25 protein-coding genes are annotated in these 25023 nt (G+C 62.3%); 11 read left to right on the forward strand and 14 right to left on the reverse strand.

Annotated elements, in window-relative coordinates; genetic code table 11:
- The first annotated feature begins 72 nt into the window (after positions 1-72).
- From hemA to J3D60_RS25345, 6 genes are all read left to right on the forward strand, one after another.
- Entirely contained in the window at positions 73-1359 is a 1287-nt protein-coding gene (gene hemA, locus J3D60_RS25320; protein WP_065938450.1) for a glutamyl-tRNA reductase, read from the forward strand.
- Positions 1356-2438, forward strand: a complete 1083-nt coding sequence (prfA, locus tag J3D60_RS25325; protein WP_027606884.1) for a peptide chain release factor 1 — start codon at positions 1356-1358, stop codon at positions 2436-2438. The genes hemA and prfA overlap by 4 nt, the downstream gene beginning before the upstream one ends.
- A complete protein-coding gene (gene prmC, locus J3D60_RS25330) occupies positions 2439-3269 on the forward strand; it encodes a peptide chain release factor N(5)-glutamine methyltransferase (protein WP_065938451.1) in 831 nt (276 codons plus the stop codon).
- On the forward strand, positions 3263-4018 hold the full coding sequence (locus tag J3D60_RS25335; protein WP_253493226.1) for a molybdopterin-synthase adenylyltransferase MoeB: 756 nt from the start codon (positions 3263-3265) through the stop codon (positions 4016-4018). The genes prmC and J3D60_RS25335 overlap by 7 nt, the downstream gene beginning before the upstream one ends.
- Entirely contained in the window at positions 4011-4805 is a 795-nt protein-coding gene (gene murI / locus J3D60_RS25340; protein WP_065938453.1) for a glutamate racemase, read from the forward strand. The genes J3D60_RS25335 and murI overlap by 8 nt, the downstream gene beginning before the upstream one ends.
- Positions 4806-4908: 103 nt before the next feature.
- Entirely contained in the window at positions 4909-5427 is a 519-nt protein-coding gene (locus J3D60_RS25345) for an acyloxyacyl hydrolase (RefSeq protein ID WP_027606880.1), read from the forward strand.
- A 75-nt stretch (positions 5428-5502) separates the two neighbouring features.
- Here the strand turns inward: J3D60_RS25345 and J3D60_RS25350 are convergent, their stop codons facing one another.
- From J3D60_RS25350 to J3D60_RS25405, 12 genes are all read right to left on the reverse strand, one after another.
- On the reverse strand, positions 5503-5808 hold the full coding sequence (locus tag J3D60_RS25350; protein WP_016977069.1) for a YkgJ family cysteine cluster protein: 306 nt from the start codon (positions 5806-5808) through the stop codon (positions 5503-5505).
- Between the two features lie 54 nt (positions 5809-5862).
- Positions 5863-6342, reverse strand: coding sequence for a DUF2878 domain-containing protein (locus J3D60_RS25355; protein WP_253493227.1), 480 nt, complete (start codon positions 6340-6342; stop codon positions 5863-5865).
- Entirely contained in the window at positions 6335-7606 is a 1272-nt protein-coding gene (locus tag J3D60_RS25360) for a cyclopropane-fatty-acyl-phospholipid synthase family protein (protein ID WP_065938455.1), read from the reverse strand. Before J3D60_RS25360 ends, J3D60_RS25355 begins: the two co-directional genes overlap by 8 nt.
- The gene (locus J3D60_RS25365) at positions 7593-8402 is read right to left on the reverse strand and encodes a DUF1365 domain-containing protein (RefSeq protein ID WP_253493229.1); all 810 of its coding nucleotides are present in this window, start codon (positions 8400-8402) and stop codon (positions 7593-7595) included. The genes J3D60_RS25360 and J3D60_RS25365 overlap by 14 nt, the downstream gene beginning before the upstream one ends.
- Positions 8399-9646 (reverse strand): FAD-dependent oxidoreductase, encoded by a 1248-nt coding sequence (locus J3D60_RS25370; RefSeq protein ID WP_253493232.1) that lies wholly within the window; start codon positions 9644-9646, stop codon positions 8399-8401. Before J3D60_RS25370 ends, J3D60_RS25365 begins: the two co-directional genes overlap by 4 nt.
- Positions 9643-10425, reverse strand: coding sequence for an SDR family oxidoreductase (locus J3D60_RS25375; RefSeq protein WP_253493234.1), 783 nt, complete (start codon positions 10423-10425; stop codon positions 9643-9645). Before J3D60_RS25375 ends, J3D60_RS25370 begins: the two co-directional genes overlap by 4 nt.
- A complete protein-coding gene (locus J3D60_RS25380) occupies positions 10422-10844 on the reverse strand; it encodes a nuclear transport factor 2 family protein (protein ID WP_065938459.1) in 423 nt (140 codons plus the stop codon). Before J3D60_RS25380 ends, J3D60_RS25375 begins: the two co-directional genes overlap by 4 nt.
- The gene (gene phrB / locus J3D60_RS25385; RefSeq protein WP_253493236.1) at positions 10837-12279 is read right to left on the reverse strand and encodes a deoxyribodipyrimidine photo-lyase; all 1443 of its coding nucleotides are present in this window, start codon (positions 12277-12279) and stop codon (positions 10837-10839) included. The genes J3D60_RS25380 and phrB overlap by 8 nt, the downstream gene beginning before the upstream one ends.
- On the reverse strand, positions 12280-13209 hold the full coding sequence (locus J3D60_RS25390; RefSeq protein ID WP_065938461.1) for a MerR family transcriptional regulator: 930 nt from the start codon (positions 13207-13209) through the stop codon (positions 12280-12282). It abuts the gene before it with no gap.
- 15 nt (positions 13210-13224) lie between these two features.
- Complete coding sequence (locus tag J3D60_RS25395; protein ID WP_253493238.1) at positions 13225-14190, reverse strand: DUF523 and DUF1722 domain-containing protein; 966 nt, start codon at positions 14188-14190, stop codon at positions 13225-13227.
- 111 nt (positions 14191-14301) lie between these two features.
- On the reverse strand, positions 14302-14517 hold the full coding sequence (locus J3D60_RS25400; RefSeq protein WP_065924060.1) for a TIGR02450 family Trp-rich protein: 216 nt from the start codon (positions 14515-14517) through the stop codon (positions 14302-14304).
- A complete protein-coding gene (locus J3D60_RS25405; RefSeq protein WP_027606868.1) occupies positions 14514-15500 on the reverse strand; it encodes an NAD(P)/FAD-dependent oxidoreductase in 987 nt (328 codons plus the stop codon). The genes J3D60_RS25400 and J3D60_RS25405 overlap by 4 nt, the downstream gene beginning before the upstream one ends.
- A gap of 212 nt (positions 15501-15712) precedes the next feature.
- On the opposite strand from J3D60_RS25405, the gene J3D60_RS25410 reads away from it, so the two are divergent.
- Together J3D60_RS25410 and hemH are read left to right on the forward strand one after the other, a co-directional pair.
- Positions 15713-16612, forward strand: coding sequence for a TIGR01777 family oxidoreductase (locus J3D60_RS25410; RefSeq protein ID WP_253493239.1), 900 nt, complete (start codon positions 15713-15715; stop codon positions 16610-16612).
- 15 nt (positions 16613-16627) lie between these two features.
- A complete protein-coding gene (gene hemH / locus J3D60_RS25415; RefSeq protein ID WP_253493241.1) occupies positions 16628-17653 on the forward strand; it encodes a ferrochelatase in 1026 nt (341 codons plus the stop codon).
- An 89-nt stretch (positions 17654-17742) separates the two neighbouring features.
- Here the strand turns inward: hemH and J3D60_RS25420 are convergent, their stop codons facing one another.
- Together J3D60_RS25420 and algW are read right to left on the reverse strand one after the other, a co-directional pair.
- Positions 17743-19839 (reverse strand): TonB-dependent siderophore receptor, encoded by a 2097-nt coding sequence (locus J3D60_RS25420; protein WP_253493242.1) that lies wholly within the window; start codon positions 19837-19839, stop codon positions 17743-17745.
- Between the two features lie 112 nt (positions 19840-19951).
- Positions 19952-21106 (reverse strand): Do family serine endopeptidase AlgW, encoded by a 1155-nt coding sequence (gene algW / locus J3D60_RS25425; RefSeq protein WP_027606864.1) that lies wholly within the window; start codon positions 21104-21106, stop codon positions 19952-19954.
- Between the two features lie 102 nt (positions 21107-21208).
- Here algW and J3D60_RS25430 point away from each other — a divergent pair, with 102 nt between their 5' ends.
- The 3 genes from J3D60_RS25430 (at position 21209) to cysN (ending at position 24929) form a co-directional block, all read left to right on the forward strand.
- Positions 21209-21967: a Nif3-like dinuclear metal center hexameric protein gene (locus J3D60_RS25430; protein WP_253493243.1), complete on the forward strand. Its 759-nt coding sequence runs from the start codon at positions 21209-21211 to the stop codon at positions 21965-21967.
- A gap of 136 nt (positions 21968-22103) precedes the next feature.
- The gene (gene cysD / locus J3D60_RS25435; RefSeq protein WP_017137614.1) at positions 22104-23021 is read left to right on the forward strand and encodes a sulfate adenylyltransferase subunit CysD; all 918 of its coding nucleotides are present in this window, start codon (positions 22104-22106) and stop codon (positions 23019-23021) included.
- 9 nt (positions 23022-23030) lie between these two features.
- Positions 23031-24929 carry a sulfate adenylyltransferase subunit CysN gene (cysN, locus tag J3D60_RS25440; RefSeq protein ID WP_253493245.1) on the forward strand — a complete coding sequence of 633 codons (1899 nt, stop codon included), beginning with the start codon at positions 23031-23033 and terminating at the stop codon, positions 24927-24929.
- Positions 24930-25023 lie beyond the last annotated feature (94 nt).

Consider the following 25023-nt stretch of genomic DNA (forward strand, 5'->3'; position numbering starts at 1 on the left):
GACGACGGTGGTTGTTCTGAATCTTTCGAAGTAGGACAATTGTCGGCTTCCCGACATCATCAGCGATATTGAATGGCCTTCCTCGCACTCGGTATTAACCACAAGACTGCTTCCGTAGACGTGCGCGAGCGCGTGGCGTTTACGCCAGAGCAGTTGGTTGAGGCCTTGCAGCAGCTCTGCCGTCTCACCGACAGCCGCGAAGCTGCGATCCTTTCGACCTGCAATCGCAGTGAGCTTTATATAGAGCAGGAACATCTCTCGGCGGATGTGGTACTGCGCTGGCTGGCCGATTATCACCATTTGAGCCTCGACGACCTGCGCGCGAGCGCCTATGTGCACGAAGACGATGCGGCAGTTCGTCACATGATGCGCGTGGCATCCGGCCTCGATTCGCTGGTGTTGGGCGAGCCGCAGATCCTGGGCCAGATGAAATCCGCCTACGCCGTGGCGCGCGAGGCCGGCACCGTCGGTCCGCTGCTGGGCCGTCTGTTCCAGGCCACCTTCAACTCCGCCAAGCAGGTGCGCACCGACACCGCCATCGGTGAAAACCCGGTGTCCGTGGCGTTTGCCGCCGTCAGCCTGGCCAAGCAGATTTTCAGCGACCTGCAGCGCAGCCAGGCGCTGTTGATCGGCGCCGGTGAGACCATCACCCTGGTTGCCCGCCACCTGCATGACCTGGGCGTAAAGCGCATCGTGGTCGCCAACCGTACCCTGGAGCGCGCCAGCATCCTCGCCGAACAGTTCGGCGCCCATGCGGTGCTGCTGTCGGACATCCCGGCCGAACTGGTGCGCAGCGATATCGTCATCAGCTCCACCGCCAGCCAGCTACCGATCCTCGGCAAGGGCGCGGTGGAAAGTGCGCTGAAACTGCGCAAGCACAAGCCGATCTTCATGGTCGACATCGCCGTTCCCCGGGATATCGAGCCCGAAGTCGGCGAGTTGGACGACGTTTACCTCTACAGCGTCGACGATCTTCATGAAGTGGTCGCCGAAAACCTCAAGAGTCGCCAGGGCGCTGCCCAGGCGGCTGAAGAGATGGTCGGCATCGGCGCTGAAGAGTTCATGGTGCGCCTGCGTGAGCTGGCGGCGGTGGACGTGCTCAAGGCGTATCGTCAGCAGGGCGAACGCCTGCGTGATGAGGAGTTGATCAAGGCCCAGCGCCTGCTCGCCAACGGCAGCAGCGCCGAGGAGGTGCTGATGCAACTGGCTCGCGGCCTGACCAACAAATTGCTGCATGCGCCCAGCGTACAATTAAAAAAACTGACTGCCGAAGGCCGCCTCGATGCGCTGGCCATGGCCCAGGAACTCTTTGCCCTCGGTGAGGGCGCGCCCAGCTCTTCGGATAAAAAATCGCAATGAAAGCGTCACTGCTCAATAAACTGGACGTGCTCCAGGACCGTTTCGAAGAACTGACCGCCTTGCTCGGCGACGGCGAAGTCATTTCCGATCAAACCAAGTTCCGCGCCTATTCCAAGGAATACGCCGAAGTTGAGCCCATTGTGGCCACGTACAAAAATCTCACCAAAGTGCAGGCCGACCTTGAAGGCGCCCAGGCGCTGCTCAAGGACAGCGACCCGGACATGCGTGAAATGGCCGTGGAAGAAGTCCGCGAGGCCAAGGAAAAGTTGGCAGAGCTGGAAGGTGACCTGCAGCGCATGCTGCTGCCCAAGGACCCCAACGACGGGCGCAATGTGTTCCTTGAAATCCGTGCCGGCACCGGCGGCGATGAAGCGGCGATTTTCTCCGGCGACCTGTTCCGCATGTATTCGCGTTATGCCGAGCGTCGCGGTTGGCGGGTCGAGATCCTGTCCGAGAACGAAGGTGAGCACGGCGGCTATAAAGAAGTCATCGCGCGGGTCGAAGGCGACAACGTCTATGGCAAGCTGAAGTTCGAGTCCGGTGCCCACCGTGTGCAGCGGGTTCCCGCGACGGAATCCCAAGGTCGCATCCACACCTCAGCCTGCACCGTGGCCGTGTTGCCCGAGCCGGACGAGCAGGAAGCCATCGAGATCAACCCGGCCGACCTGCGGGTCGATACCTACCGCTCGTCGGGCGCCGGTGGCCAGCACGTCAACAAGACGGATTCGGCGATTCGTATCACCCACTTGCCGTCGGGCATCGTAGTGGAGTGCCAGGAAGAACGTTCCCAGCACAAGAACCGTGCACGGGCCATGTCCTGGCTCTCGGCCAAGCTCAATGACCAGCAGACCAGCGCCGCCGCCAACGCGATTGCCAGCGAGCGCAAATTGCTGGTGGGCTCGGGCGACCGCTCCGAGCGCATCCGTACCTACAACTTTGCCCAGGGCCGGGTCACCGACCATCGGGTCAACCTCACCCTTTACTCCCTGGACGAAATTCTCGCCGGTGGCGTGGATGCGGTGATCGAGCCATTGCTCGCCGAATACCAGGCCGATCAGCTGGCGGCGATAGGTGAATAAATGACCATTATCGCCAGCCTGTTGCGCGCCGTAGACCTGCCCGACTCGCCCACGGCGCGCCTGGATGCCGAGTTATTGCTGGCAGCGGCCTTGGGCAAGTCCCGCAGCTACCTGCACACCTGGCCGGAAAAAATCGTCAGCAGCGAACACGCCCTGGCGTTTGCCGGCTACCTGCAACGCCGCCGCGCCGGCGAGCCGGTGGCCTATATCCTCGGTCAGCAAGGTTTCTGGAAGCTGGACCTGGAGGTCGCGCCCCACACGCTGATCCCGCGTCCGGACACCGAACTGCTGGTGGAAGCGGCCCTGGAATTGTTACCGGCCACACCGGTCAAGGTCCTCGACCTCGGTACTGGCAGCGGCGCCATTGCCCTGGCCCTGGCCAGCGAGCGTCCGGCCTGGCACGTCACGGCCGTCGACCGCGTGCTGGAAGCCGTGGCGCTGGCCGAACGCAATCGCCAGCGCCTGCACCTCCATAACGCCACGGTGCTCAACAGCCATTGGTTCAGCGCCCTGGCAGGCCACGCCTACGACCTGATCATCAGCAACCCGCCCTACATCGCCGCCAACGATCCGCACCTGGTGGCGGGCGATGTGCGGTTTGAGCCGGCCAGCGCCCTGGTGGCGGGCCATGATGGCCTGGACGACCTGCGGTTGATCATCGCCCAGGCCCCGGGCCACCTGAACGCGGCGGGTTGGCTGCTGCTGGAGCACGGTTACGACCAGGCTGGCGCGGTGCGCGACCTGTTGCTGAGCCAAGGCTTCGAGGAGGTGCACAGCCGCATCGACCTTGGCGGTCACGAACGTATCTCCCTGGGACGCCGGCCGTGCTGACCGATCAGGAGCTGTTGCGCTACAGCCGACAGATTCTGTTGCAGCATGTCGACATCGACGGCCAATTGCGCCTGAAAAACGGCCGCGCGTTGATCGTCGGCCTCGGTGGCCTGGGTGCCCCGGTGGCGATGTACCTGGCCGCCGCGGGTGTCGGTGAGTTGCACCTGGCGGATTTCGACACCGTCGACCTCACCAACCTGCAACGCCAGATCATCCATGACACCGACAGCGTCGGGCAGGCCAAGGTCGATTCGGCCATGCGCCGCCTGAGCGTCCTCAACCCCGAAATCACCTTGGTCGCCCACCCCATCGCGCTGGATGCCGATACCTTGGCGGCGGCGGTGGCGGGTGTGGACGTAGTGCTCGATTGCAGCGACAACTTCTCCACCCGCGAGGCTGTCAATGCCGCCTGCGTGGCGGCGGCCAGGCCATTGATCAGCGGCGCGGCGATCCGGCTTGAAGGGCAACTGTCGGTATTCGATCCACGTCGCGCCGAAAGCCCGTGCTATCACTGTTTATACGGGCACGGCAGCGATACTGAACTGACCTGCAGCGAAGCGGGCGTGGTCGGCCCACTGGTGGGCCTGGTCGGTAGCCTGCAAGCCCTGGAGGCCTTGAAGTTGCTGGCGGGTTTCGGCGAGCCGCTGGTAGGCCGCTTGTTGCTGATCGATGCGTTGACCACACGTTTTCGCGAATTGCGGGTCAAGCGTGATCCCGCTTGCAGCGTCTGCGGGACGCAACATGGGTAAGGACGCGCCAATCGGTGTGTTCGATTCCGGTGTCGGCGGCTTGTCGGTGCTGGCTGAGATCCAGCAATTGCTGCCCCATGAGTCCCTGTTGTACGTGGCCGATTGCGGGCATATCCCCTACGGCGAGAAAACCCCGGCGTTCATTCTTGGGCGTTCCCGGTCAGTTGCCGGTTTTTTCCGCGAGCAGGGCGCCAAGGCTTTTGTGATTGCCTGCAACACCGCAACCGTGGCGGCCGTCGCGGATTTGCGCCAGGACTACCCCGATTGGCCCCTGGTGGGCATGGAGCCCGCAGTCAAACCCGCCGCGGCGGCCACGCGCAGTGGCGTGGTCGGGGTGCTCGCCACCACCGGCACCCTGCAAAGCGCCAAGTTCGCCGCGTTGCTCGATCGGTTTGCCACCGATGTGCGGGTGATCACCCAGCCGTGCCCGGGCCTGGTGGAACTGATTGAAACCGGTGATCTGGACAGCCTGGCCCTGCGTCAGTTGTTGCAGGGCTATATCGACCCGCTGCTCAGCGCCGGCTGCGACACCATCATCCTCGGCTGTACCCACTATCCCTTCCTCAAGCCGCTGCTGGCGCAGATGCTGCCTGCCAGCATCATCCTCATCGACACCGGCGCTGCCGTCGCACGTCAGCTCAAGCGTTTGCTGGGCGAACGCGACCTGCTGGCCCTCGGCGATCCTGAGCCTGCACAGTTCTGGACCAGTGGCGATGTGTATCACCTAAGAAATATCCTACCGACACTATGGAAACATTCTGCAGTTGTGCGAAGCTTCGGGTCGTGAAAATTTCGTGAAATGTCGCTGAACTTCTGAGTGTGCGTCAGCTTCTATAGCGAGATGGCCTGTAAAAATTCATACAAACTTTGTTTTCAAAGGACTGTTTCTTATGAAGCGCTTGTTCTGTTTGGCCGCGATTGCGGCCGTAGTGGTGGGACACTCTGTTTCGGCCCAGGCTGCAGGCCTGGAGTTTGGGGTGGGCAGTACCAGCGATTCGACGTTGACCTATCGACTGGGCCTGACCTCGGATTGGGATAAAAGCTGGATGCAGAGTGACGTCGGTCGCCTGACCGGCTATTGGAGCGGCGCCTATACCTATTGGGAGGGTGATGACCGTGCAGGTGCCAGCAGCCTGTCGTTCTCGCCGGTATTTGTGTATGAGTTTGCCGGCCAGTCGGTCAAGCCTTACATCGAAGCCGGGATTGGCGTGGCAGTGTTTTCCCGTACCAAGCTGGAAGACAACAACATCGGCCAGGCTTTCCAGTTCGAAGACCGCCTGGGCTTTGGCCTGCGCTTCACCGGTGGGCATGAAGTCGGCATTCGCGCCACGCATTACTCCAATGCCGGGATCAGCAGCAATAACGATGGGGTAGAAAGTTACTCGCTGCACTACACCATGCCGCTGTAATTCCCAGGAACGCTGCAAAACAGTGTGGGAGGGGGCTTGCCCCCTCCCACATTTTGATCGTCATCAGCCTTCAGATCAGCGGTAGGCCGTGGCGATGCCTTCGCGTTCAGTCAGGCACTCCGGTGCGCCCATCTCGAACTCCCGGCAAATCAGCGGCCGACGCTCGTAAATCGTGCACATCATCGTGTCCCGATCCAGCGCCGCGCACCAGCCGTCATCCAGGCGCAGCATCACTTCACCGCCCCAATCGTCAGTGTCGATATAGCGCTCCGGCACGCCGGTGTCGGTGATCAGCATCACTTCCAGCTGGCAGCAGCAGGCCGCGCAGGTCGAGCAGGTGACGGCGGGTTCGGTGATCTGGGTGTGGGGGATGTTGGTCATAGGCGCGCAGTGTAAGGCAAGCGGGTGACGCAGGTGTGAAAGGTCTGACAGGCGTCAGCGCGCCAGCCGGTGCAGTCCGAGGAGCACCACCGCCCAAAGCAGCGCCAGCCCCGCCATGGTGGGTAGCAGTGGGTAGCCAAAATGCACGCCCGCCAACTGGCTGCCGGCGTAATACGACAGCGGGCCCCCGAGCGCACCCAATGCTGCCGCACGCCACCAGGGCCGCGCACTCCAGGCCAGGCAATGGCGCAGGGTGGTGGCCAGTACCGCCCACAGCAGGATCAGCCAGAACGGAATCAGCGGTCCGGGCTCGCTGAAGTGAAACACCCCCAGGCTGCTCAGCAACGTATCCAGTACCGTGCCCAGCAGCGTCACGCGGATAATCAGCGCGCCGTCGGTGGCCCACGAACTTATCCACAGCAGGTGGATTGCCAGCACCGCCAGCCCCACCAGCAACCAAGGGCTATCGCCACCGAGTACGCAGGCAAACCACCCGCACTGGAACAGCACGGCATTGGCCAGTGGTTTAAGCACTGAAGCGCCCGAGCAGCGGAGGGTTGATGGCCGACGGTTTGGCCAACAGCAATTGCGCCGTGCCAATGGTGCGCTCCATAAAGCCGCCCTCGCAGTAGCACAGGTAGAACTCCCACAACCGCAGGAAATATTCGTCGTAGCCCAACTCCGTCAGGCGGCCATGGGCGTGGCGAAAGTTCTCGTGCCACAGGCGCAGGGTTCGCGCGTAGTGCAGGCCGAAGTCCTCCATGTGCAGCAGGTTCATATCGGTGTCGCGGCTGACGATGTGCAGCATGTTCTGCACACTGGGCAGGGCACCGCCGGGGAAGATATAGCGCTGGATAAAGTCGACGCTGTTCTTCGCCTGCTCGAAGCGTTGCTCGCGGATGGTGATGGCTTGCAGCAACATCAGGCCATCACGCTTGAGCAGGTGCGCGCACTGCTTGAAGTAGGTCGGCAGGAAGCGATGGCCCACCGCTTCGATCATCTCGATGGACACCAGCTTGTCGTACTCGCCGGTCAGGTCGCGGTAGTCCTGCAGCAACAACGTGACCTGGTCTTGCAAGCCCAGGGCCGCGATGCGTTTTTCGGTGTAGGCGAACTGCTCTTTGGACAAGGTCGTGGTGGTGACCTTGCAGCCGTACTGCTGCGCCGCATACAGCGCCATGCTGCCCCAGCCGGTACCGATTTCCAGCAGATGATCGGTGGGTTTGAGCGCGAGCTTCTGGCAGATGCGTTGCAGTTTGTTCAGTTGCGCCTGTTCCAGGCTGTCGTCGGGCGTCAGGAACTGCGCGGCCGAATACATCATGGTCGGGTCGAGGAATTCTGCGAACAGCTCATTGCCGAGGTCGTAGTGGGCGGCGATGTTTTTTTGCGAGCCCTTGCGCGTGTTGCGGTTGAGCCAGTGCAGGCCTTGGGTGAACGGCCGTGCCAATCTGGCCAGGCCACCCTCCATCGCGTCGAGCACATCCAGGTTACTCACCATCACCCGCACCACCGCCGTCAGGTCCGGGCTGGTCCAATAGCCGTGGATAAAGGCCTCGCCCGCACCGATGGAACCGTTGGCCGCCACCAGCCCCCAGACCGCCGAGTCGAGAATCTGGATTTCCCCCAGCAGGTGCGCTTCCCGTGCGCCGAATACCTGGCGCTCGCCGTCCTCGATCACCACCAACTGGCCATGGCGCAGTTGGCTGAGTTGGCGCAGCACGCCCTTGCGCAGCAGCGCACTGGTCATGCCGTTGATGTTCAGGCGGTGGGTCTTGACCGATAAGCTAGGGGATTTCATGGCGGCGATCCTTGGTGTACCCGACTGCTGTGCGAGAGGCGCCGTCGGCGGCCTGATGGGAAAAAATCGGTGTGCGCTTGAGCAACAGGCGCAGGGCCTGCCAGTAAATGGCCAGGCAGGTCTTGGCGGTCATCCACGGATAGCGCCACAGGTAACGGTGCAGGCTGGCGCGGTTCAGCGTTTCTTTGTGCAGGCTCAAGGTGGCGTCGAAGACTTTCACGTCGCCCTGCCAATCGGCCATGTGCACGCCGAGCTTGGTGGCGGGCGGGCTGAAGCTCATGCGGTATTCCAGGTCGCGCGGCAAAAACGGCGACACGTGAAACGCCTTGGCCACGGCGAAGTGCTGGTGTTCATCCGCGCCGAGGGCCTGGGCCGGCAGCACGTAGTGATAGCGCTCGCGCCATGGGGTGTTGGTCACTTCGCACAGGATCGCGGCCAGTCGTCCGTCGGCCTCGAAGCAGTAGAAGAAACTCACCGGGTTAAAAGCCAGGCCCCAACTGCGGGCCTGGGTCAGCAGGCAGATAACGCCCAGGGGTGTATGCCCCAGGGCCTTGCCGACTTCCTGGCGCACGGCATCGGTCAAACTCATGCCGTGACGCGTAAATTCACGCAGGTAGTCCTGTTGGCGAAAGCCGAAGGGCGCCAGGCGACTTGCACCGGCCAGGGGCGACAGCCCGAGCACTTCGTCTTGTTCGCTGAGGTCCAGGTACAGCAGGCCGATGCGGTAGCGAAAGGCATGGGCCTTGGGGGCAAACCGCCGATGGGCGATCCAGCCGCTGTACAGGGCGCTGTTCACAGGCTTTCCCCGAAGGCTTCGGCTACGCGCAGGGCGCTGACGACGCCGTCTTCATGGAAGCCGTTGGCCCAATAGGCGCCGCAGTACCAGGTATGGCGGGTGCCGTTCAGTTCTTCCCAGCGTGCTTGTGCGGCCACGGCGGCCAGGCTGTATTGCGGGTGGGCGTAGGTATAGCGCGCGAGGATCTTCAGCGGGTTGATCATCGACGTCTGGTTAAGGCTGACGCAAAAGGTGGTGGCGCTGTCGATGCCTTGCAGGATGTTCATGTCATAGGTGACAGCGGCCTGGCTCTGCACGTCGCCGCTCAGCCGGTAGTTCCAACTGGCCCAGGCCAGTTTGCGCTCGGGCAGCAGGCGCGTGTCGGTATGCAGCACCACGTCATTGTCGGCGTAGGGCAGGGCGCCGAGGATCTCCTGCTCGGCCTGGCTCGGGTCGCCGAGCAGGGCCAGTGCCTGGTCGCTGTGGCAGGCGAACACCACCTTGTCGAAGGCTTCGGTGCCGGCGGCGCTGTAAATGATTACGCCCTCTGCGTCACGCTCGACCAGATGCACCGGGCAGTCGAGGCGGATCTGCTCGCGAAAGCTGCGGGTCAGCGGTTCGATATAACGGCTGGAGCCACCCTCGATCACGCACCACTGCGGCCGGTTGTTCACCGAGAGCAAACCGTGGTTCTTGAAGAAACGCACAAAGAACTGCAACGGGAAATCCAACATGTCCGCCAGGGACATCGACCAGATCGCCGCGCCCATCGGTACGATGTAATGCCGGATAAACCGTGGCCCGTAGCCCCCGGCTTCGAGGTAGTCACCCAAGGTCATCCCGACGCTGATGCGCTGCTCTTGCAGGTCCAGCGGGGCCTGGCGATTGAAGCGCAGGATGTCACGCAGCATGCCCCAGAAGCCCGGCGAGAGGATATTGCGGCGCTGGGCAAACAGGCTGTTGAGGTTGTTGCCGTTGTACTCGAAGCCGCTGCCCTGGTCGCACACCGAAAAGCTCATCTCGGTGGGTTTGAAGGTCACGCCGATCTGCCCCAGCAAGCGGATGAAGTTGGGGTAGGTCCAGTCGTTGAACACGATGAAGCCGGTGTCCACCGCATAGGGTTTGCCCTCGACGGTGACGTTGACCGTGTGGGTATGCCCGCCGATACGGTCGCCCGCCTCGAACAGGGTGATGTCGTGGCGGCGGCTAAGCAGGTAGGCACTGGTCAGGCCGGCGATACCGCTGCCGATAATGGCGATCTTCACAGGTCGTCCTTTTTCGGTGGCGGGCTGCGCAACATGCGTTTGCCGATGATCAATTGCGCGCGGTTCGGCAGTTTCGACAGCGGCCACAGCGTGGCGATAAACAGTGCGGGGAAGGCGATCTCCAGCGGGCGTTTTTCCAGCTTGGCGAAGATATGCCGCGCGGCCTTGTCGGCGGGCCAGCTCAGGGGCATCGGGAAGTCATTGCGCTCGGTGAGTGGGGTGTCGACGAAGCCCGGGCTGATCACCGTGACATCAATGTTTTCGGTCGACAGGCTGATGCGCAGGGATTCGAACAGGTAGCGCAGCCCGGCCTTGGACGCGCCATACGCTTCGGCCCGTGGCATCGGCAGGTAGGTCACGGCGCTGGCGACGCCCACCAGGTGTGGCGTGCGCCCGGCGCGCAACAACGGCAGCGCCGCTTCAATGCAGTAACTGCTGGCCAGCAGGTTGGTGCGCACCACGTGTTCGATAATCGAGGCATCGAATTGCCTGGCGTCGACATATTCACAGGTGCCGGCGTTGAGGATTACGGTGTCGACCGAACCCCAGGCCGCGCCGATGTGCTCACCGATCTCGCGCACGGTCTGGCTGTTGGTCAGGTCGCCGGCCACCACCAGCACCTGGCCGGGGTAACGTTGGGCGAGCGCTTCCAGCGGGCCTTTGGTGCGTGAACTGAGGGCCACGTGGGCGCCGCTGGTGAGCAGCTCCACGGCCAGCGCGGCACCGATGCCACTGCTGGCACCGGTCAGCCAATAACGACGGGGCGGCAGTGCGTTCATCCCACTCTCCTTTTCAACCAACTGACGACCCCGCCCAACACGGGAAGGTGTTCGTACAACAGGGCGCCGGCGTCGAAGTAATCGCGGTGGCGGTACACCTTGTCACGCCACATCAGGTGCGAGCAGCCTTCCACGTAGATGACCTTGCCCTTGTCCAGGCGTGGGTGGCAGAAACTCATGTTCCAGCGCAGGTAGCCTTCGCCTTCGGCCACCTGGTCGAAACCATGGAAGTCGAAGCGCAGCTGGCTGACATTGCTGTACAACTCGGCGAAATACGTGTGCAGCGCGGTCAGGCCATGGACTTCATGCAGCGGGTCGGTGAAGGCGATGTCCTGGCTGTAGAGGCTGTCGAGCAGTTGCAGGTTGTGCTTGTCCAGCGAGGCAAAGGCCTGGGCGAAGCGGCGCAGGAAGTCACTCATGTTCGGCGACCTCCTGGCGTGAAGGCAGGTTGCGAAAGGCCGCCAGGGCGCGTTCGCGGGATTTTTTCAGGTCGACAATCGAGCGCGGGTAATCCGCCACGCCAAACAGGCCGCCGAGCGCTTGCGGGTTGTGCACTTCCTTCTTGTTCAGCGTGGCCAGCTCCGGCAGCCAGCGCTTGATAAACACGCCATCGCCGTCGAATTTTTCCGACTGGCTCAGCGGGCTGAAAATCCGGAAATACGGCGCCGAATCGGTGCCGGTGGATGAACTCCATTGCCAGCCGCCGTTGTTCGCTGCGAGGTCGCCGTCGATCAGGTGGCGCATGAAGAAGCGCTCGCCTTCGCGCCAGTCGATCAACAGGTTCTTGGTCAGGAACATCGCCACCACCATGCGCAGGCGGTTATGCATCCAGCCGGTTTCCAGCAGTTGGCGCATCGCGGCATCGATGATCGGCAGGCCGGTGCGCGCCTGTTGCCAGGCGGCGAGGTCCTCGGGCGCATCGCGCCAGGCCAGGGCTTCGGTCTCGGGACGGAAAGCGCGGTGACGGGAGACCCGTGGGTAACCGACCAGAATGTGCTTGTAGAACTCACGCCATAGCAGCTCGTTGATCCAGGTGATGGTGCCGATGTCGCCGCTTTCGAATTCGCCCTGGTTGGTTTGCAGGGCGGCGTGCAGGCATTGGCGCGGCGAAACCACACCGGCGGCCAAGTAGGCGGAGAGCTGGCTGGTGCCGGGCTTGGCCGGAAAATCCCGTTCGTCTTTGTAGTAGCTGATCTGCTGGTCGGCAAAGGCGTCGAGGCGGCGGCGGGCTTCGTCTTCGCCGGCGGGCCAGAGGGCGCGCAAGGTTTCGCTGGGCGGTTCGAAGCCGTCGACCTGTTCGGGAATCGGATCGCTCTTGAGCGTGAGCGCGGCTTGGGCCTTGGGTGTTGCGACCCGACGCGGCAGGGCGCTGTGCAGGCGCGCGTAGCAGACCTTGCGGAACTGGCTGAACACCTGGAAGTAGGTGCCGGTCTTGGTCAGCACGCTGCCCGGTTGGAAAAGCAGTTGGTCCAGGTAGCTGTGGAACGTCACGCCGTCGGCTTCCAGCGCCTCAGCGACAGCTGCATCGCGACGGCTTTCATGAATGCCGTATTCCTCGTTGACGTGCATCGACTCCACGGACAGTTCCCGGCACAGTTGGCCAAGTACGGCGGGGGCCTGGTCCCAGGTAGCTGCATGGCGGATCAGCAAGGGAATGTTCAGGGAGCCCAGGGCCTGGCTCAAGTGCTGCAGGTTGCGCAGCCAGAAATCCACTTTGCAGGGGGCATCGTCATGGGCCAGCCATTGCTCGGGCGTGACCAGGTACACGGCCGCCACCGGGCCTCGCTGGCAGGCTGCGGCCAGGGCGGTGTTGTCGTGAAGGCGCAAGTCGGTGCGCAGCCAGATCAAGTGCATTTAGATAAGTCCACGCTGGATCAGGAGCTGATGGGCCGACAACGGGTCTTCGGCCACGAACAATTGCGCAATGTCTTGGGTTAATACAGCCAGCTCGGCCTGGTGGATGCAGACCGTGGGGCCGACGAGCAGTTTTGCGCAATTGACGCCAGCCAGCAGCTTGCTCAGTGCCGGCAATTGCAGGGCCTTGCTCGAATACAGGAGCACGGCACGCGGTTGCAGGTGTTCCGCCGCCAGGGCCAGCTCGCCGGTGGGCAACGGCCAGTCGAAGACTTCCACCGGGCAATCGGCGCTGCTGGCCAGCCAAGCGCTGAGCCACAGGTGCGGCTCCAGCGGCAGGTCGGAGTGGTTGACCAGCAGCAGCGGCGCGCCGTGCAACTGTCGGTTGTTGTGGTAGATGCGTGCACCGAACTTGCTGCGCAGCCAGGACAGGAAAAACACCCGCTCCATCTGTGCGCCGAACTGGCCTTGCCAGCGCTGTTCCAGCTCCTGCAGCAACGGCAACAGCAATTGCTCGCACAGGGTGCGCGGCGGGTACAGCGCCATGGCCTGGTTAAACACATCGTCCACCCGGCGTTCGGCCAGTTCGCTGACGGCCTGCACCAGGTTCTGGCGCAAGGCGTGCCACTCGTTCTCGACGGCATCGGGAAGGGCTTGGGCGGAATCGATCAGGCCTTTGACCTGGCTGACCGGCACGCCGCGATTGAGCCAGGTGAGGATGGTGTGGATGCGTTGGACATGGTCGGCATTGAACAGCCGATGGCCCTTGGGCGTGCGCTGGGGCACGATCAGGCCATAACGGCGTTCCCAGGCGCGCAGGGTCACGGCGTTGACGCCGGTCTGGCGCGCCACTTCGCGGATCGGCAGCCAGCCGTCTTCGAGGGCTTGGGCGATGTCTGCGCCGGGTTCGTCTTGCAAGATAGCGGTCATGACGCTTTTCATGGTTTAGATCGCATTCCGCAGGCTGAGATTTTCCGGGTGCGGCTGCAAGTAGGCCTGCTGCGCGATGTAGCGGTCCGGGTGTTGGCGAAAGTGATGCTTGAGCAGGGTCAACGGCACCACGAGCGGCACGATGCCCTGGTGATACTGGCTGATGACCGTCTGCATTTCCTGTTTGTCATCCGCGCTGATGGCCTGCTTGAGGTAGCCGCTGATGTGTTGCAGCACGTTGGTGTGGGTGCCGCGGGTGGCGCACTTTTTCAGGCCGGTCATCAGGTCGCTGAAATAGCAGGCGGCCACCTCGTCGAGGTTGACGTCCCTGGCCATGCTGCCGAGGCGGTGGCCCAGGCTCTTGTAATGCATCAGGCTGTGGGCCATCAGCAAATACTTGTAACGCGCGTGAAACGCCAGCAGACGGTGGCGGGTCAGGCCCTCGGTCAGCAGTTGCTGCCAACTGGCGTAGACGAAGACGCGGGTCAGGAAGTTTTCCCGCAGTACAGGGTCATTCAGGCGGCCATCTTCTTCCACAGGCAGGTTCGGGTGACGCGCGCAGAACGCCTGGGCGTAGATGCCACGCCCGCCGCCCTCCACCGGCGCTCCGTTTTCACGGTAGACCTTGACGCGTTCCAGGCCGCAGGACGGCGACTTCTGCATGAAGATGTAGCCGCACAGGTCAGTGTGTTCGGCGGCCATTTTGCGGCCGTATGCGTCCAGCGGCGCGGTGACATTCAGCTCGCGGTGTACGGTGCCGACGGCCTGGGGCTGTTCGGCATCGCCCACCAAGCGAATGGTTTCACGGGGGATACCGAGGCCGATCGCCACTTCCGGGCACAGCGGCACGAAGTCGAAGTACTCGGCGAGGACCTCGCTGCATAGCTGGGACTGCTTGTGACCGCCATTGAAACGCACGTTCTCGCCCAGCAGGCAGGCGCTGATGCCAATCTTCGGCTTGATGGACGGTGTGCTGGGCATGGCCAAACCTCTGCAAGATTCCTGTACAAGATCTGAAATCTGTACAACTAAATCTCATCATAGGTTTGATGCTGTACAAGTCAAATATTTTGTACAAGTATTTGCGCGGGGCTATTTCCAGCCGATTTGCCAAGCCTCGGCATTTTGCAGGGTTTGCCAGGCCAGGCGCTCGGCGCGCAGGGTCATCACGGCTTGCAATTCGATTTCCAGCACTGTGCCGTCCTCGTCACGAAACAGTTCGGTGACCAGGAAGTGTTTTTCCTTGTTGCGGGGCCGGGCTGCCGTCCACTTCGACAGCAGCAATTTGGCCGGGTTGATGCGGTTCATTGCAGGTGCTCGATCAACCGTCGAGCGGCTTCCTGGCCACTGAGCCATGCCCCTTCCACGCGCCCCGAGAGGCACCAGTCGCCACACACGTACAGGCCCAGGTCGGCGTCGGCCAGCACCCCGAACTCATGGGCGGCTGACGGCCGTGCGTAGAGCCAGCGGTGGGCCAGGCTGAAGGACGGTGCGGGCATGGCGCTGTGCAGCAATTCGGCGAAGGCACCGTGCAGGTGTTCGATCACCGCGTCCTTGGACAGGTCCAGGTGGGCCTTGCTCCAGGTGCTGGTGGCATGCAGCACCCAGGTGTCGAGGGTCGTGTCGCGCCCGGGCTTGCTGCGGTTGCGCGCCAGCCAGTCCAGCGGGCTGTCTTGCACGAAGCAGCCTTCCATGGGGGTATCCAGGGGCTTGTCGAAGGCCAGGGCAATGGCCCAGGTCGGGTCCATCTTCACGCCGGCGGCGGCACTCGCCAATTTGGGCGCTGCCGCCAGCAGGGCTGTGGCCTGGGGGGCGGGCGTGGCGATGATCACATGGCTGAACGGGCCGTGGTTTTCGCCGTCGGCATCCAACAGGTTCCAGTGTTGTTTGCCTTGGAACACCTCGGTGATCCGGCAGCCGAACTCCACCGGCAGGTCATCTAGCAGGGCGCGGGTGATGGCGCTCATGCGTGGCGTGCCGACCCAGCGGATCTGTTCATCGGGGGAGGGAGTGAGTTGGCCGGACTTGAAGTTGTACAGCTGGGGCTTCCATTGCTCGGCCCAGCCGTTGCTTTGCCAGCGCTGCACTTCGTTGACGAAGCGTCGGTCGCGGGCGGTGAAGTATTGGGCGCCCATGTCCAGTGCGCCGGCGTCGCTGCGTTTGCTGGACATGCGGCCGCCGCTGCCGCGGCTTTTATCGAAGAGTTGTACAACGTGCCCGGCGTCTTGTAACGCTCGGGCGGCGGAGAGACCGGCGATGCCGGTGCCGATGATCGCGATGGGGACAGTCATGGGAGGCCTCGTTTTACCGTTGGGTACAGGCTACGCCGACACCAATAGCTGTACAATATTATTTTTTGGTATAAGTTTTGGCGTACCTGATCGCTTGGCGTGACCTATGGTTAAGCATGAGGCTTAAACAAAAGTCACGCTCGATTACAAATTGATCCCTGCTTATAAAATAGACTAGTGATCGGCGGCGAACGTTACATGAGGAGCGTCCCATGCATATTTTGCTGACCGGCGGTACCGGCCTGATCGGTCGCCAACTCTGCCAACACTGGATTGCCCAAGGTCATCGCCTGACGGTGTGGAGCCGCCATCCTGAAGACGTCGCCCGGTTATGCGGTGCAACGGTGCTCGGGGTGGCTCGCTTGGAGGAGGTGATTGGCGCGGTGGACGCGGTGGTCAACCTGGCAGGCGCGCCGATAGCTGACCGTCCCTGGACCCACAAACGCAAGGCGCTGCTCTGGAGCAGCCGCATCGGCTTGACCGAAACCCTGCTGGCCTGGCTCGAAAGCCAGGCGCAGAAACCGGCGGTGCTGGTTTCCGGTTCGGCGGTGGGCTGGTACGGCGACGGTGGCGAGCGCGAACTGACCGAGGCGAGTGGGCCGGTACAGGACGATTTTCCCAGCCAACTGTGCATCGCCTGGGAAGAAACCGCCCAGCGTGCCGAAGCCTTGGGTATCCGCGTGGTGCTGGTGCGCACCGGCCTGGTACTGGCGGCCGAGGGCGGCTTTTTGTCGCGCCTGTTGCTGCCGTTCAAACTGGGGCTGGGCGGGCCTATCGGCAACGGGCGGCAGTGGATGCCGTGGGTGCATATCAAGGATCAAATCGCCCTGATTGATTTTCTTCTGCACAAGGATGACGCCAGCGGTCCTTATAATGCCTGCGCGCCGCACCCAGTGCGTAACCGCGAGTTCGCCAGGACATTGGGCCAAGCGCTGCACCGCCCGGCGTTCATGCCGATGCCGGCCTTTGCGTTGAAGGTGGGTTTGGGCGAGTTGTCCGGCTTGTTGCTGGGCGGCCAGAAAGCATTGCCCGAACGCCTGCTGGCGGCCGGTTTCACTTTTCAGTTCACTGAGTTGCGTGCGGCCTTGGACGACGTTTCCAGCCGCCGCTAAGAGATAGGATGTTGCATGACGGATCACGCGTTGTTACTGGTCAACCTGGGTTCACCGGCGTCCACTTCGGTGGCCGATGTGCGCAGCTACCTCAATCAGTTCCTGATGGACCCTTATGTCATTGATCTGCCGTGGCCGGTGCGGCGCTTGCTGGTGTCGCTGATCCTGATCAAGCGCCCCGAGCAATCGGCCCACGCCTACGCCTCGATCTGGTGGGACGAGGGCTCGCCGCTGGTGGTGCTCAGCCGTCGCCTGCAACAACAGATGACCGCGCAGTGGACCCAGGGGCCAGTGGAGTTGGCGATGCGTTATGGCGAGCCTTCCCTGGAAACGACGCTCACGCGGTTGGCCGCCCAAGGTATTCAAAAGGTCACCTTGGCGCCCTTGTACCCGCAATTTGCCGACAGCACCGTGACCACAGTGATTGAAGAAGCCAAGCGGGTAGTGCGTGACAAAAAGCTCAACGTACAGTTCTCGATCCTGCAGCCATTCTACGATCAGGCGGAATACCTCGACGCGTTGGCAGCCAGCGCCCGACCTTATATAGACGCGCATTACGACCACTTGCTGCTGAGCTTCCACGGCTTGCCCGAGCGCCATCTGAAAAAGCTCGACCCGACCGGCCAGCATTGCTTCAAGGATGCGGACTGCTGCAAGAACGCCTCGCCTGAGGTGCTCGCGACCTGCTACCGCGCGCAATGCTTCAGCGTTGCCCGCGACTTCGCCGCGCGCCTGGGCTTGCCCGACGACAAATGGTCGGTGGCGTTCCAGTCGCGCCTGGGCCGCGCGAAATGGATCGAACCCTACACCGAGGCACGCCTGGAAGCGCTGGCCCTGCAAGGGGTGAAAAAGCTGCTGGTGATGTGCCCCGCGTTTGTTGCCGACTGCATCGAGACCCTGGAAGAGATCGGTGATCGTGGTCGGGAGCAATTCCGCGAGGCGGGCGGTGAGGAGTTGGTGCTGGTGCCGTGTTTGAATGACGATCCGCGGTGGGCGGCGGCGCTCAATACGCTCTGCGAAAGAGCACCGCTGTCACTGTAGGAGCGAGCTTGCTCACGAAGGTCGTTAACGATAACGCAGCGCCTCTGGGGTAACGCGGCGCTCTCAGGTGCTTCGCGAGCAAGGGGGGGTTAGAGGTTGAGGGTCAGGCTGACGGTGAGATTGCGCGGCTCGCCGGGATTGACCCAGTAATTGCTATAGGACCGCTCGTAGTACTTTTCATCGAACAAGTTATTGAGATTCAGGCCCACGGTGACGTTCCGCGTGGCCTTGTAATGGGCCAGTAAATCGACGGTGTGGTAGGCGGGCAGTTCAAAGCGGCTGCCCGCTTCACCTGAGCGATCCCCCACATAGGTGAACGCCGCGCCCAGGTCTGAACCGCGCAGCGCGCCGTCCTGGAATTCATACACCCCCAACAGGCTGCCACTGCGCTTGGCTACGCCGAGGATGCGGCTGCCCGCAGGAATGGCTTTATCACCCTTGGTCACTTCGGCGTCGATGTAGGCAAGCGCGCCGATCACGCGTACGGCATCGGTCAGTTGTCCTGTCAGTTGCAGGTCGAAGCCCTGGCTGCGTGCCTTGCCCATGGCGCGGTTGGTATTGGTGGCCGGGTCCAGGGCCAGCACGTTTTCCTTTTCGATATGGAAGGCGGCGAGGGTGGTGCTGAGGCGGTCGTCGAACAGCTCGCTCTTGATCCCCACCTCATAGCCCACGCCTTCTTCGGGCTTGAAGGTCTTACCGCTGGCGTCCAGGCCGCTGTTGGGCTTGAACGAGGTGGAGGCGTTGGCGAATACGCCGACCTCTGGCGTCAGTTGATAGATCAGGCCGGCGCGCTGGGTAAGTGCGTCGTGGGTTTGCCGACTCTTGGCGTGGTTACGGGTGAAGTCGTCTGTGCTTTGTTCGAAGTGCTCGAAGCGCGCGCCGATCATGCCGCGCAGGCGGTCGGTGAAGATGATCTGGTCTTGCAGGTTCAGCGCCTGGCTTTTGGTCTGTTCGAAGAAGTCGGTGCCGGAGCGTGCGCCATTGGGTTTGGGCTGGCCGTAGACCGGGTCGTAGAGGTCGATGGCGTAGGGGCTGCCGGCTATGGCGGTGACGCGCTCCTTCTTGCGGTAGTCCTCGTATTCGGTGCCGACCAGCAGTTCGTGCTGCCAACTGCCAACCTCGAACAGGCCGCGCAGTTCCAGCTGGGTGATGCTGTCGTGCCAGCCCGTGGAGCGTTCGCGGTAACGGCGGTTAAGGGTATGGCCGTCGGCGTTCAGCGCGCGGTTTTCCGAGGCGTCGCCCCACAGGCTGCCTTGTTTGTAATGGCTGGCCAGGCGCAGTTTCCAGGCGTCGTTGAGATGATGCTCGAGGGTCGCCTGGATGCGGTTGTTGTGGTTGTCGATATCGCCGTCGTTGGGTTCGCCGAGGAAGGTGGAGCGCGATACGCCTGGGGCATCGACGATGCCCCGGTCGAAGGTGGAGCTGTGGCGTACGAATTCGCTTTCCACCAGCAGGTGGGTGTCCGGATCCAACTGCCAACTGAATGAGGGCGCGACGAATACGCGCTTGCTCTCGACGTGATCGCGGAAGCTGTTGTTGTCCTCCACCGCCAGGTTGACCCGCGACAGCAGGTCACCCTCGCTGTCCAGCGGCGTATTGACGTCCAAGGCGGTGCGATAGCGATCCCAACTGCCCGCGCTGGTTTGCACGGTGGTGAAGGCTTCAGGCTGGGGCTTTTTGGTGACGATATTCACGGTGCCGCCGGGATCACCACGGCCATACAGGCTGGCGGCCGGGCCTTTGAGCACTTCGATGCGTTCGATATTGGCCGCGTCCGGTGTGCTCGGGTAGCCACGGTTGGCGCTGAAACCATCCTGATAGAACTCCGACGTGGTGAAGCCGCGCACGCTGTATTCGTAGAGGGTGAGGCCGCCAAAGTTGTTCTGCTTGGATACCCCGCCGGCAAACTCCAGGGCGCGTTCCACGTGGGTGCTGCCCAGGTCCGTAAGTACCGAGGCGGGAATCACGCTGATGGACTGTGGGATGTCGCGCAGGGCTGTGTCGGTTTTAGTCGCGCTGGCAGAGCGGGTGGCACGGTAGCCTTTGACCGGGCCGGTGGCGGATTCATAGGCGTCGGTGGTGACGCTGATGGTGTCCAGCTCAACGGTGTTTTCTTCGGCAAACGCGGGATCCAGCAGCAGACCCAAGGCCAGGCCAGCCAGGGGGGCAAACTTTCGAGACGGCATGATAGAGCGTTCCAATGGCAATATTGAAACAATATAACATGTCCAATGAGAATGCTTTTGCTTTGAAATATATGCTTACAGGTACCCGCGAACGGGTACCTGTGGAGGCGGTTTATTCCTCTTCTTTGACCGGTGCAGGCGGTGGACGCAGGCCAATTTCCGCCAGCAGCTTGATCTCTTTACCATTGCGCATCACCTGGATCGCCACCTTGTCGGTCGGCTTGATCCGCGCCACCTGGTTCATCGACTTACGGCCATCTCCGGCCGGTTCGCCGTTGATACTGAGGATCACGTCCCCGAGTTGCAGGCCGGCTTTCTGCGCCGGGCCATCGCGGAAGATCCCGGCGACCACGATGCCAGGGCGCCCGGTCAGGCCGAACGACTCGGCCAGCTCCTTGGTCAGCGGCTGTACTTCAATCCCCAGCCAGCCGCGAATCACTTGGCCGTGCTCGATGATCGACTTCATCACCTCCATCGCCAGCTTTACCGGGATCGCAAAGCCGATGCCCTGGGAGCCGCCGGACTTGGAGAAAATCGCCGTGTTGATGCCGGTCAGGTTGCCATTGGCATCCACCAGTGCGCCGCCGGAGTTGCCCGGGTTGATCGCCGCATCGGTCTGGATAAAGTCCTCGTAGCTGTTCAGCCCCAGCTGGTTCCGCCCGGTGGCGCTGATGATGCCCATGGTCACCGTCTGGCCCACTCCGAACGGGTTGCCGATGGCCAGTGCGACATCGCCTACCCGCAGTCCATCGGAACGGCCGAGGGTGATGGAAGGCAGGCTTTTCAGATCGATCTTCAGGACCGCGAGGTCGGTTTCCGGGTCGCTGCCCACCACACGGGCCAGGGTTTCGCGGCCGTCACGCAGGGCCACCACAATCTGGTCGGCGCCGGTAGTCACGTGGTTATTGGTGAGGATGTAGCCTTCGGGGCTCATGATCACCCCCGAACCCAAGCTGGACTCCATGCGGCGCTGCTTGGGTCCGTTGTCACCGAAATAACGGCGGAACTGCGGGTCTTCAAACAACGGATGGGCCGGCTTGTTGATGACCTTGGTGGTGTACAGGTTGACCACCGCGGGAGCGGCGATGACCACCGCGTCCGCGTAAGTCACCGGGCCTTGCACCACCGAGCTGGTCTGGGGCGCCTGTTGCAGGTTGACATCAAGGCTGGGCAAGCCCACCCACTGGGGATAACGCTGAATAATCAGCATCGCGATCAGCACGCCAGCCAGCAATGGCCATCCAAAAAAACGCAGTGCCTTGAGCATCAAGTAAGTCCTGACAGGTTGCAGGGGGCGGGAGAGCGCCCATAATGTCGCGCATTATACGAGGCTGCGAGCGCCTCGGAACGGGATATTTAGGAGTCTTTTATGGCCGTCCCCCTTACCACCCTCGTCGAGGAAGCGGACCGCTACCTTGGCAGCGCAAAAATTGCCGATTACTGCCCCAATGGCCTGCAGGTCGAGGGGCGGCCGCAAGTGATGCGCATCGTCAGCGGCGTGACCGCCAGCCAGGCCCTGCTGGACGCGGCCGTCGAAGCCCAGGCCGATTTGATCCTGGTGCATCACGGTTATTTCTGGAAAGGCGAAAGCCCCTGTATCACCGGCATGAAGCAACGCCGCCTGAAAACCCTGCTCAAACACGACATCAGCCTGCTGGCCTACCACCTGCCGCTGGACCTGCACCCCGACGTTGGCAATAACGTGCAACTCGCCCGCCAGTTGGATATCACCGTCGAAGGCCCACTGGACCCGAGCAACCCCAGGATCGTCGGCCTGGTCGGCTCGCTCGTCGAACCGCTGTCGCCCCGCGACTTCGCCCGGCGTTTGCAGGACGTGATGGGCCGCGAGCCGCTGCTGATCGAAGGCAGCCAGATGATCCGCCGCGTCGGCTGGTGCACCGGTGGCGGCCAGGGTTACATCGACAACGCCATCGCCGCGGGCGTCGATCTGTTCCTGAGCGGCGAAGCTTCCGAGCAAACCTTCCACAGCGCCCGGGAAAACGACATCAGCTTTATCTCCGCCGGCCACCACGCCACCGAGCGCTACGGCGTACAGGCGCTGGGCGATTACCTGGCGCGGCGCTTCGCCCTGGAGCATCTGTTCATCGATTGCCCCAACCCGATTTGATGGCCAAACCTTGGGGCATATTGATATACCGTTTCGATCTAGCTGGCGCCCTGAATAGAAGAAGGTGCTGTGCTAGCATGCCCCGCTCGAACACGGCCCGCTGGCCGTCCATAAGATCGTTTTTCCGTGAGTAACCATGGTCGACAAACTGACGCATCTGAAACAGCTGGAGGCGGAAAGCATCCACATCATCCGCGAGGTCGCCGCCGAGTTCGATAACCCGGTGATGCTCTACTCGATCGGTAAAGACTCCGCCGTGATGCTGCACCTGGCGCGCAAGGCCTTCTTCCCGGGCAAGCTGCCGTTCCCGGTGATGCACGTCGACACCCGCTGGAAATTCCAGGAGATGTACAAGTTCCGCGACAAAATGGTCGAAGAGCTGGGCCTGGACCTGATCACCCACGTCAACCCGGATGGCGTGGCGCAGGGCATCAACCCGTTCACCCACGGCAGCGCCAAGCACACCGACATCATGAAGACCGAAGGCCTCAAGCAGGCCTTGGACAAGCATGGTTTCGACGCCGCCTTCGGCGGTGCCCGTCGCGATGAAGAGAAATCCCGTGCCAAAGAGCGCGTGTACTCGTTCCGCGACAGCAAGCACCGCTGGGACCCGAAGAACCAGCGCCCGGAGCTGTGGAACGTCTACAACGGCAACGTCAACAAGGGTGAGTCGATCCGTGTGTTCCCGCTGTCCAACTGGACCGAGCTGGACATCTGGCAGTACATCTACCTGGAAGGCATCCCGATCGTGCCGCTGTACTTCGCCGCCGAACGCGATGTCATCGAGAAGAACGGCACGTTGATCATGATCGACGACGACCGCATCCTCGAGCACTTGTCCGACGAAGACAAAGCCCGAATCGTCAAAAAGAAAGTACGTTTCCGTACCCTTGGCTGCTACCCATTGACGGGCGCGGTGGAGTCCGAAGCCGAGACGTTGACGGACATCATTCAGGAAATGCTCCTGACGCGAACTTCCGAGCGCCAGGGCCGTGTCATCGACCACGATGGTGCCGGCTCGATGGAAGATAAAAAACGTCAAGGCTATTTCTAAGGGGCTGTCATGTCGCATCAATCTGATTTGATCAGCGAGGACATCCTCGCCTACCTGGGCCAGCACGAGCGCAAAGAGATGTTGCGCTTCCTGACCTGTGGCAACGTCGACGACGGCAAGAGCACCCTGATCGGGCGCTTGCTGCACGACTCCAAGATGATCTACGAAGATCACCTGGAAGCCATCACCCGTGACTCGAAAAAGTCCGGCACCACCGGTGACGACATCGACCTGGCGTTGCTGGTCGACGGCCTGCAGGCCGAGCGTGAGCAGGGCATCACCATCGATGTCGCCTACCGCTACTTTTCCACCGCCAAGCGCAAATTCATCATCGCCGATACCCCCGGCCATGAGCAGTACACCCGCAACATGGCCACCGGTGCGTCCACCTGTGACCTGGCGATCATCCTGATCGACGCCCGTTACGGCGTGCAGACCCAGACCCGTCGCCACAGCTATATCGCCTCGTTGCTGGGCATCAAGCACATCGTGATCGCCGTCAACAAGATGGACATCAATGGCTTTGACCAAAGCGTGTTCGAGTCGATCAAGGCCGATTACCTGAAGTTCGCCGAGGGCATCGCCTTCAAGCCGAGCACCATGGCATTCGTGCCGATGTCGGCGCTCAAGGGCGACAATGTGGTGAACAAGAGCGAGCACTCGCCCTGGTACACCGGCCAGTCGCTGATGGAGATCCTCGAGACCGTCGAGATCGCCAACGACCGTAACTACACCGACCTGCGTTTCCCGGTGCAGTACGTCAACCGACCGAACCTGAACTTCCGTGGGTTTGCCGGCACCCTGGCCAGCGGCATCGTGCACAAAGGCGACGAAGTCGTGGTGCTGCCGTCGGGCAAGAGCAGCCGCGTCAAATCCATCGTAACCTTCGAAGGTGAGCTGGAACACGCCGGCCCAGGCCAGGCCGTGACCCTGACCATGGAAGACGAGATCGACATCTCCCGTGGCGACCTGCTGGTGCATGCCGACAACGTGCCGCAAGTGACCGACGCCTTCGACGCCATGCTGGTGTGGATGGCCGAAGAACCGATGCTGCCGGGCAAGAAATACGACATCAAGCGCGCCACCAGCTACGTGCCGGGTTCCATCACCAGCATCGTGCACCGTGTCGACGTGAACACCCTGGCCGAAGGCCCGGCGAGTTCGCTGCAGTTGAACGAGATCGGCCGGGTCAAGGTCAGCCTCGACGCCGCCATCGCGTTGGATGGCTATGACAGCAACCGCACCACCGGTGCGTTTATCGTCATCGACCGCCTGACCAACGGCACCGTGGGCGCCGGCATGATCATCGCACCGCCGGTCACCCACGGCAGTGCGGCGCATCATGGCAAGTTGGCCCATGTCGCCACCGAGGAGCGCGCCCAGCGTTTCGGCCAGCAACCGGCCACCGTGTTGTTCAGCGGACTGTCAGGCGCGGGCAAGAGCACCTTGGCCTATGCGGTCGAGCGCAAGCTGTTCGATATGGGCCGTGCGGTGTTCGTGCTGGACGGCCAGAACCTGCGTCACGACCTGAACAAGGGCTTGCCCCAGGACCGTGCCGGGCGTACCGAAAACTGGCGCCGTGCCGCTCACGTGGCGCGTCAGTTCAACGAAGCCGGCCTGCTGACCCTGGCCGCATTCGTTGCCCCGGATGCCGAAGGCCGTGAACAGGCCAAGGCGCTGATTGGCAGCGACCGCCTGCTGACCGTGTACGTGCAGGCCTCCCCGCAGGTGTGCGCCGAGCGTGATCCGCAGGGCTTGTACGCGGCGGGTGGGGATAACATCCCTGGCGAATCCTTCCCGTACGACGTGCCGTTGAATGCCGACCTGGTAATCGACACCCATGCCCTGTCGCTGGAAGACAGCGTCAAGCAAGTGCTGGAACTGTTGCGTCAGCGCGGCGCGATCTAAGCCTCGCGCAGTCAAATGTGGGAGGGGGCTTGCCCCCGATAGCAGTGTGTCAGTCAGTACATCTGTCACTGATCCACCGCTATCGGGGGCAAGC

It is taken from the genome of Pseudomonas sp. S3E17, from assembly GCF_024168685.1.
GTDB classification, from domain to species: Bacteria; Pseudomonadota; Gammaproteobacteria; order Pseudomonadales; family Pseudomonadaceae; genus Aquipseudomonas; species Aquipseudomonas marginalis.

Coding starts and splice junctions, on each gene's coding strand:
- hemA (WP_065938450.1), top strand. CDS start 73: ATGGCCTTCCTCGCACTCGGTATTAACCACAAGACTGCTTCCGTAGAC.
- prfA (WP_027606884.1), top strand. CDS start 1,356: ATGAAAGCGTCACTGCTCAATAAACTGGACGTGCTCCAGGACCGTTTC.
- prmC (WP_065938451.1), top strand. CDS start 2,439: ATGACCATTATCGCCAGCCTGTTGCGCGCCGTAGACCTGCCCGACTCG.
- murI (WP_065938453.1), top strand. CDS start 4,011: ATGGGTAAGGACGCGCCAATCGGTGTGTTCGATTCCGGTGTCGGCGGC.
- J3D60_RS25345 (WP_027606880.1), top strand. CDS start 4,909: ATGAAGCGCTTGTTCTGTTTGGCCGCGATTGCGGCCGTAGTGGTGGGA.
- J3D60_RS25350 (WP_016977069.1), bottom strand. CDS start 5,808: ATGACCAACATCCCCCACACCCAGATCACCGAACCCGCCGTCACCTGC.
- J3D60_RS25360 (WP_065938455.1), bottom strand. CDS start 7,606: ATGAAATCCCCTAGCTTATCGGTCAAGACCCACCGCCTGAACATCAAC.
- J3D60_RS25375 (WP_253493234.1), bottom strand. CDS start 10,425: ATGAACGCACTGCCGCCCCGTCGTTATTGGCTGACCGGTGCCAGCAGT.
- J3D60_RS25380 (WP_065938459.1), bottom strand. CDS start 10,844: ATGAGTGACTTCCTGCGCCGCTTCGCCCAGGCCTTTGCCTCGCTGGAC.
- phrB (WP_253493236.1), bottom strand. CDS start 12,279: ATGCACTTGATCTGGCTGCGCACCGACTTGCGCCTTCACGACAACACC.
- J3D60_RS25390 (WP_065938461.1), bottom strand. CDS start 13,209: ATGACCGCTATCTTGCAAGACGAACCCGGCGCAGACATCGCCCAAGCC.
- J3D60_RS25395 (WP_253493238.1), bottom strand. CDS start 14,190: ATGCCCAGCACACCGTCCATCAAGCCGAAGATTGGCATCAGCGCCTGC.
- J3D60_RS25400 (WP_065924060.1), bottom strand. CDS start 14,517: ATGAACCGCATCAACCCGGCCAAATTGCTGCTGTCGAAGTGGACGGCA.
- J3D60_RS25405 (WP_027606868.1), bottom strand. CDS start 15,500: ATGACTGTCCCCATCGCGATCATCGGCACCGGCATCGCCGGTCTCTCC.
- J3D60_RS25410 (WP_253493239.1), top strand. CDS start 15,713: ATGCATATTTTGCTGACCGGCGGTACCGGCCTGATCGGTCGCCAACTC.
- hemH (WP_253493241.1), top strand. CDS start 16,628: ATGACGGATCACGCGTTGTTACTGGTCAACCTGGGTTCACCGGCGTCC.
- J3D60_RS25420 (WP_253493242.1), bottom strand. CDS start 19,839: ATGCCGTCTCGAAAGTTTGCCCCCCTGGCTGGCCTGGCCTTGGGTCTG.
- algW (WP_027606864.1), bottom strand. CDS start 21,106: ATGCTCAAGGCACTGCGTTTTTTTGGATGGCCATTGCTGGCTGGCGTG.
- J3D60_RS25430 (WP_253493243.1), top strand. CDS start 21,209: ATGGCCGTCCCCCTTACCACCCTCGTCGAGGAAGCGGACCGCTACCTT.
- cysD (WP_017137614.1), top strand. CDS start 22,104: ATGGTCGACAAACTGACGCATCTGAAACAGCTGGAGGCGGAAAGCATC.
- cysN (WP_253493245.1), top strand. CDS start 23,031: ATGTCGCATCAATCTGATTTGATCAGCGAGGACATCCTCGCCTACCTG.